The organism is Coleofasciculus sp. C1-SOL-03 (genome assembly GCF_040220555.1).
Classification (GTDB): domain Bacteria; phylum Cyanobacteriota; class Cyanobacteriia; order Cyanobacteriales; family Coleofasciculaceae; genus Coleofasciculus.
The window spans coordinates 21,861-28,703 of record NZ_JAVJUO010000188.1; the positions used below are offsets into that span (position 1 = coordinate 21,861).

The 6,843-nt window shown below is 46.6% G+C and carries 6 protein-coding genes; 5 read left to right on the forward strand and 1 reads right to left on the reverse strand.

What is annotated here, in order from left to right:
- Positions 1 to 94: 94 nt before the first annotated feature.
- The 3 genes from RIE73_RS28910 (at position 95) to RIE73_RS28920 (ending at position 3,247) form a co-directional block, all read left to right on the forward strand.
- The gene (locus RIE73_RS28910; RefSeq protein WP_446404451.1) at positions 95 to 1,144 is read left to right on the forward strand and encodes a DNA cytosine methyltransferase; all 1,050 of its coding nucleotides are present in this window, start codon (positions 95 to 97) and stop codon (positions 1,142 to 1,144) included.
- Positions 1,145 to 1,624: 480 nt separating this feature from the next.
- Complete coding sequence (locus RIE73_RS28915; protein WP_446404452.1) at positions 1,625 to 1,999, forward strand: hypothetical protein; 375 nt, start codon at positions 1,625 to 1,627, stop codon at positions 1,997 to 1,999.
- A 171-nt stretch (positions 2,000 to 2,170) separates the two neighbouring features.
- Positions 2,171 to 3,247 carry an endo-1,4-beta-xylanase gene (locus tag RIE73_RS28920; RefSeq protein WP_446404453.1) on the forward strand — a complete coding sequence of 359 codons (1,077 nt, stop codon included), beginning with the start codon at positions 2,171 to 2,173 and terminating at the stop codon, positions 3,245 to 3,247.
- 382 nt (positions 3,248 to 3,629) lie between these two features.
- Here RIE73_RS28920 and RIE73_RS28925 read toward each other — a convergent pair whose 3' ends face one another.
- Entirely contained in the window at positions 3,630 to 4,835 is a 1,206-nt protein-coding gene (locus RIE73_RS28925) for a phosphoglycerate kinase (protein ID WP_446404454.1), read from the reverse strand.
- 190 nt (positions 4,836 to 5,025) lie between these two features.
- Between RIE73_RS28925 and RIE73_RS28930 the strand changes: the two genes are divergently transcribed.
- Positions 5,026 to 5,436 carry a universal stress protein gene (locus RIE73_RS28930; protein ID WP_446404455.1) on the forward strand — a complete coding sequence of 137 codons (411 nt, stop codon included), beginning with the start codon at positions 5,026 to 5,028 and terminating at the stop codon, positions 5,434 to 5,436.
- Between the two features lie 209 nt (positions 5,437 to 5,645).
- Entirely contained in the window at positions 5,646 to 6,503 is an 858-nt protein-coding gene (gene ylqF / locus RIE73_RS28935; RefSeq protein WP_446404456.1) for a ribosome biogenesis GTPase YlqF, read from the forward strand.
- Positions 6,504 to 6,843 lie beyond the last annotated feature (340 nt).

The window sequence follows — 6,843 nt, forward strand, 5'->3', positions numbered from 1 at the left end:
CATCATAATCATTTCCTGCCGTTGAATATAACTCTGTAATAGATTTATACTCAATCAAGGTTAACTCTTTTAGTTAGAACAAGGTAGACGACAGATGACAAAATCATCTTGGCATCAAGGCTGGGACATTACTGAGGAGGAACGAGAGATTTACCGGAAACGTTCTCAGGCGTCGAGTCAAGCCAAAGCCAAGGCTATCCGAGGTGAGGGAAGAACTCCGGTTCATCCAATTAATGTCCCTCGACTCAATCCTGAAGATTTAATGCCACAATTAGCGAATAACGGTTGGCGATCGCTCTCTTTATTCAGTGGTGGTGGTGGTCTAGACTTGGGTTTTGATCGCGCTGGATTTACCCATGTTGCATCCTACGATATCTTACCTGAGTCTGGTGTTACGTTGAGAAATGCTCGACCAGAATGGACAGTGTTTGCAGGAGAAGCTGGGAATGTGACACAGGTAGACTGGCGAGATTATCGAGGCTTGGTTGATGTAATCCATGGTAGACCCCCCTGTCAACCGTTTTCTGTCGCCGGTCGTCAGAAAGGAAAAAAAGACAGTCGAGATATGTTTCCAGAATTCATCCGGGCGGTGTTAGAAATTGAACCAATTGCTTTTGTTGCGGAAAATGTTACCGCATTGGTGGGCAAAAAATTTACATCTTATCTTAAAGAGGTTATTGAACGTCCCCTGAGTCAAAACTATACAGTGATTAAAGTTATCCTATCAGCCTCATCTTTCGGAGTTCCTCAAAAGAGAAAGCGTGTGTTTTTTGTCGGGTTTCGTCAAAAAAAAATGGCGACCAATTACCAGCCTCCTTCTCCCACCCATGTTTGGCATCATTTACCTACGGATAATACTAAAAATCCTATTCAGCTTGATCTCTTTTCGCTGCTTGATCAGTCCGACAGTTTACAATCATGTATGGGCGTGCGTGAAGCATTAGGACTTCCTGATATCGGATTTGATTCCTTATCCCCAACTATTCGCAGTTCTCTAACGGGTCCCCGTCATACCACATCTGTATTGAGTAGTGTTTCCGCCCAGAAAATTTGGCAAAAACTACAAATTTGGCCCAATGGAGTAGCTTTAAATCGAGAACAGGCGCGAAACAAAAATCTGACCAACTCACACCTGAAGAGATAGTAGACCTCGATACGATTGGAGAACTTGATCGTATTTTTACTCATATCAATGCGATGATTGCAGCCCAACATGGCAATTCGTGAAGAAACCAGACAAATTGTTCGATAACGTGCTAAATATCAATGTGAATTATGCGCTATCCACAAGATGATTCTATTCGAGAGACGAAACGTTTTTGGATTCAAATTGGATTACATTCCCCAGTTAGCGATCCCTGTCAATTCTAATGTATTCTCAGTACAAATAATTAGTGTTTTACTTTGGAGAAAACTAGTGCAGCGCGGCTTCAAATACTAACCAGTTAACAAGCTCCTTAAAAGCAGCTACCATGAGTTCCTTATAGCCTTCTGCCCTGGAGCCTTCGGACTTCTGCCTTCTTGGACTAGCTATAATTGCTTAATTTAGGTGGATGGGTTTCAGAATTGAGTTGGATTTAGTTAAAATAGCGATCGCACCCCTTATATTCTAAACGTTTCACCGATGGCAGATGTAAATGGAACTTGGCTAGGAACCTATTGGCAGTGGGGCGTTCCCACAAGATTTGAGGCAACACTGCTGCATAGTGGCAATACTGTGACGGGTAATATCTTAGATGACAGCTACTTGGGTGAAGCGTCACTAACTGGGGAAGTTATTGGACGCCGGATTAGCTTCGTTAAACGCTATTTAGCGAGTTCCAACTATCCCATTAGTTACACTGGTACAATCTCGGAATCGGAAGACTTTATGCAGGGACAGTGGAGTATCGGTGGCGTTGACTCCGGTTCCTGGGAAGCCCGTCGCAGTGGTGAAAATTTAACTGTGGATTTACAAAAAGCCCAAGCTAACCGAGTACCGACTTTAACGGGTGTATGAGGGCAAAAGTAACGGACTATCTCTTACAGATAGGGGAGATGGGGGATTTTAGCGGGTTAGTTATGTCTGTCAAGCGGCATCGTTAAACGATTGATGCAGAAAATAATGATAAATGGGGTAGCGGATTGGGCATAATAATAGAATAGATGTTGAAAAAAGCAAAAACGATAAATGATAGTCAAAGGCTTGAATAAATATCTCAGCTTGAGTGCCTTAATTCTCTTAGGATTAACAGTCACATTACTCTTTTCTATTCCTGCCATTTCCCAACCGGGCGATATAACCTTGCGTTCTTTAGCCCAAGAACAAAACGTCCACATAGGTGCAGCCGTATCAATAAATGCCCTTCGCAACGATCCCACCTATCGAGAGGTATTGGCGCGGGAGTTCAACATGGTTACACCTGAGAATGTGATGAAAATTAAGCCAATTCATCCAGAACGCGATCGCTACGATTTTACCGCTGCTAACGAAATCGTTGCCTTTGCTAAAGCCCATCAGATGCAGATACGCGGTCACACCTTGGTTTGGCACCGCAGTTTACCCGACTGGTTAACTGAAACCGAGTGGACGCGGGAAGAGTTGATAGATATTTTGCGGCGACATATCTTTACCGTAGTCAGTCACTACCGAGGTGATATTGTTGCCTGGGATGTCGTCAATGAAGCCGTTGGCGGTAAAGATTCTCTCAGAAAAACCATTTGGCAGCAAGGAATTGGATCAGATTATGTTGAGTTAGCGTTTCGCTGGGCGCATGAAGCTGACCCCAACGCGCTCCTATTTTATAATGATTATGGCGGAGAAGGATTAGGCGAAAAATCGGATGCGATCTACGCCTTCATTAAGGATTTGCTAGAGAAAGATGTCCCCATTCATGGCGTCGGTTTGCAGATGCACAAAAGCATAAAAAATCCGCCCAAACCCGAAGACGTAGCCACCAATATCAAGCGGTTGGAAGAATTGGGATTAGAGGTACATATTACTGAAATGGATGTCCAAATCCACAACGGTACAGGAACCGAGGAAGAGAGATTGGTCAAACAGGCAAAAGTATATCAGGATATGTTAGGCGTCTGTCTAAAAGCGCCCAACTGTACAGCGTTTGTCACCTGGGGATTTACCGATAAATTTACCTGGATTCCCAGCTTTGTCGGTCAGCCCGACTTGCCCTTAATCTTTGATAAATCCTATCGCCCCAAACCAGCTTATCAGGCTTTAGTCGAAGTTCTCAGTACTGCCAAGAATTAGGGTCTGCTGAATAAGTGTTGTGGGGGAGCTGGGGGAGCTGGGGGAGCAATGATACATTTTCCCTGATAGCGGTGCAAGTTAGGGAATCTGTAGGGGCGGGTTTAGGGAATCTGTAGGGGCGGGTTTAGGGACTAAAGTCAGCTATTCACCACTAACGGAACAACAAAACCCGCCCTCCCCACCGATAAATGAACAACAAAACCCGCCCTCCCCACCGATAAATGAACAACAAAACCCGCCCTTATCCCTAAATCGAATGCCACTGACTGGTATGCTGGTGGGCAATGCCCACCCTACGGTCTATCAAAGATTTCGGCGATTCCCTAATGCAAATTTTCAGTGCCATTATCCCGAAATCAGGTAGAGACGTGCAATGATACCATTAAGCGTCGTCCAATGCGGCAATACCAGGAAGTACCTTACCTTCGAGTAATTCCAGACTTGCCCCACCACCTGTGGAGATATGGCTCATTTGATCAGCCACACCAACTTTTTCCACAGCCGCAACCGAGTCACCACCGCCGATAATTGTGGTTGTGCCTTTCTTCGTCAGATCGGCTAGAGTCCGCGCGATCGCTTCGGTGCCAGCGGCAAATTTGTCAAACTCAAATACCCCCATCGGACCATTCCAGATCACCGACTTACAATCGCCTAATGCATCTTGGAAGACTTTCACGGAATCAGGACCAATATCTAGCCCCATCCAGCCATCAGGAATTGATTCAACGCTTACGGTTTGAGAATTGGCGTCAGCAGCAAAGTTATCAGCAACGACAACATCTGTGGGTAAGAGTAAGTCTACCCCTTTTTCCTTTGCCTTCGCTTCCAAGGACTTTGCCAACTCCAACTTATCCTCTTCCACCAGCGACTTACCGACACTCAAGCCACGGGCTTTGTAGAAGGTGAAAATCATGCCACCGCCAATCAGCAGTTTATCCACCTTATCCAGTAAGGTTTCAATCACGCCAATCTTACTCGACACCTTAGAGCCACCAATAATTGCGGCTAAGGGATTCTGGGGATTTTCAATCGCATTTTGCAGATACTGGAGTTCTTTCTCAATCAAATACCCCGCCACGGAGGGCTGTAGGTGATGAGTGACTCCTTCAGTTGAAGCATGGGCGCGGTGTGCCGTACCAAAGGCATCATTGACGTAAACATCAGCTAGGGCGGCTAACTTTTTGGTAAACTCCGGATCATTCTTTTCTTCCCCTGGGTGGAAGCGGAGATTTTCCAGTAACGCCACCTGACCATTATCTAGGCTGTTAACCTGAGACTTAACCCCATCGCCAATACAGTCATCGCACTTGACCACTGTTTGACCCAGTAATTCAGACAGACGATTCGCCACGGGTGTTAGGCGGAGGCTGTCCTTCACTTGTCCCTTAGGACGCCCTAAGTGGCTACACAGAACCACCTTGGCATTCTTTTTGATTAAATCCTGGATTGTCGGCAGAGCCGCTCGGATGCGGGTATCATCGGTAATCGTACCATTCTCATCTAGTGGCACATTCAGGTCGGCTCGCACCAATACCCGTTTTCCGGCTAAATCGGACTCATTTAAATTTGCTACAGTTTTTTTGGACACAGTAATACTCTCCTCTAATTGCCTGTATCTGATGCTTTGCGATCTGATCGCGTGCCAGTGGTTGTATGCTTAATGATTGCCCCCAGACTTGCATCTATAGAGCAATCCACTCAATCATTAGGATCAAGAGTATGTATTCTCTTTTCCCGTCCACATTTTACCGGAGTCCGTGTCCTTCAAGGTGATTACAATGTTTAAGACTGTCTTATTTCCCCTTGACCAAAGCCGAGAAGCCCGTGAAGCGGCGGAAGTTGTCGCCAATATCGTCCAAAAGTATGAAAGTAACTTAGTCTTACTCTCGGTTGTTGAAAAACCCAACCCGGATGACCCATCGCCAAATCCGGACATCATGTCCCCGGAGATGGTTGCCGAACTACTCAAAGGCGCTCAAGCCATGTTTAACCAGTATGGCATTAAGCCAGAAACCTTGAGTCGGGAAGGCACACCCCCATTTACTATCTGTGATGTCGCTGACGAAATTAATGCCGATCTAATTATTATGGGCTGTCGCGGATTGGGATTAACTGAGGATGGCGCTTCCGAAAGCGTCACCAATCGGGTGATTAATTTGTCACCCTGTCCCGTGCTAGTTGTGCCGTAATACAAAGGTATAACGGATATCAGCCAACACTCTTGATCACCCTCAAGATACCGTGAGGTGGGCAATAGCACAGAATGATAGGATAAGCATTTCAACATTGATCACCCTTGCCCACCCTACATGACTGGTTCCCTATTGCCTATTGCCTATTGCCTATTGCCTATTGCCTATTCCCTGACAAATGACCAATGACAAATGACCAATAACCCATGACCATTCAATGGTATCCCGGACATATTGCTAAAGCCGAACGGCAACTCAAGGAACAGCTCAAACGAGTGGATGTTGTGCTGGAAGTCCGGGATGCGCGGATTCCTCTTACCACTCATCATCCGCAAACCGCTGAGTGGGTGGGGAATAAAAGCCGAATCTTGGTGATCAACCGCATGGATCTGATTACACCCAAGACGCAGCAGTTGTGGACATCCTGGTTTCAAGAGCAAGGGGAAACGCCTTACTGGACAAATGCCCAGCAGGGGAAAGGAATTCGAGAGGTTGCCCAAGCCGCCCAGCAAACTGGAGTCCAGATGAATCAACGGCGTAAAAATCGCGGGATGCAGCCTCGTCCGGTGCGTGCGGTGGTGATTGGTTTCCCCAACGTGGGTAAATCGGCTCTGATTAATCGACTTTTGGGGCGGCGTGTGGTGGACAGCGCTCGTCGTCCGGGTGTCACCCGTCAATTGCGTTGGGTACGGATTAGCGATCAGATTGAACTGTTGGATGCGCCCGGTGTTATTCCCGCCAAGCTACAAAATCAAGAGGATGCTCTAAAATTAGCCATCTGTGATGATATTGGTGAGGCGTCTTACGATAATCAGCGGGTTGCTTCTGGGTTTGTAGATTTGCTGAAAAGATTGCCGGATATAGCTACAGCCGATCGCACTTCTACGTCTTCCTTACACAACCGTTATGATGTAGATCCAACGGGGATCACGGGTGAATCTTACTTACAGGACTTGGCACAGACGCGCTACCAAGGGGACGGGGAGCGTGCAGCCCGACAGTTAGTGAATGATTTTCGCAAAGGACTACTGGGCGCGATCGCACTGGAATTGCCACCATCTTGATGTTTTGACCTAACTTTTCACGGGAAATCACGAAACCTGCGTATCGGGGCGGGTTTAGTTGTATCTGGGTGCAACCGAAGAGATAGTAGTGAAACCCGCCCCTACACCTTGACCCACCCAACCTTAATAACTGTGTGTTGTTTTACTAAGGGGGTGGGGGGTAACTCATAAGGGTAGGTTTTTTAAATTGGGGTGGAGGTAAGACAAGGGAGACAGGTAGACCAGTAGACAAGGAAGAGTGAGAACGAAAAATCGGGCGTTTCGGCTTTTAGAAGTGAGTTTGACCGAACAAGATTCTGTACGGTTTTCCTTCCTTGTCCTCTTGTCCACCTTGCCCTCC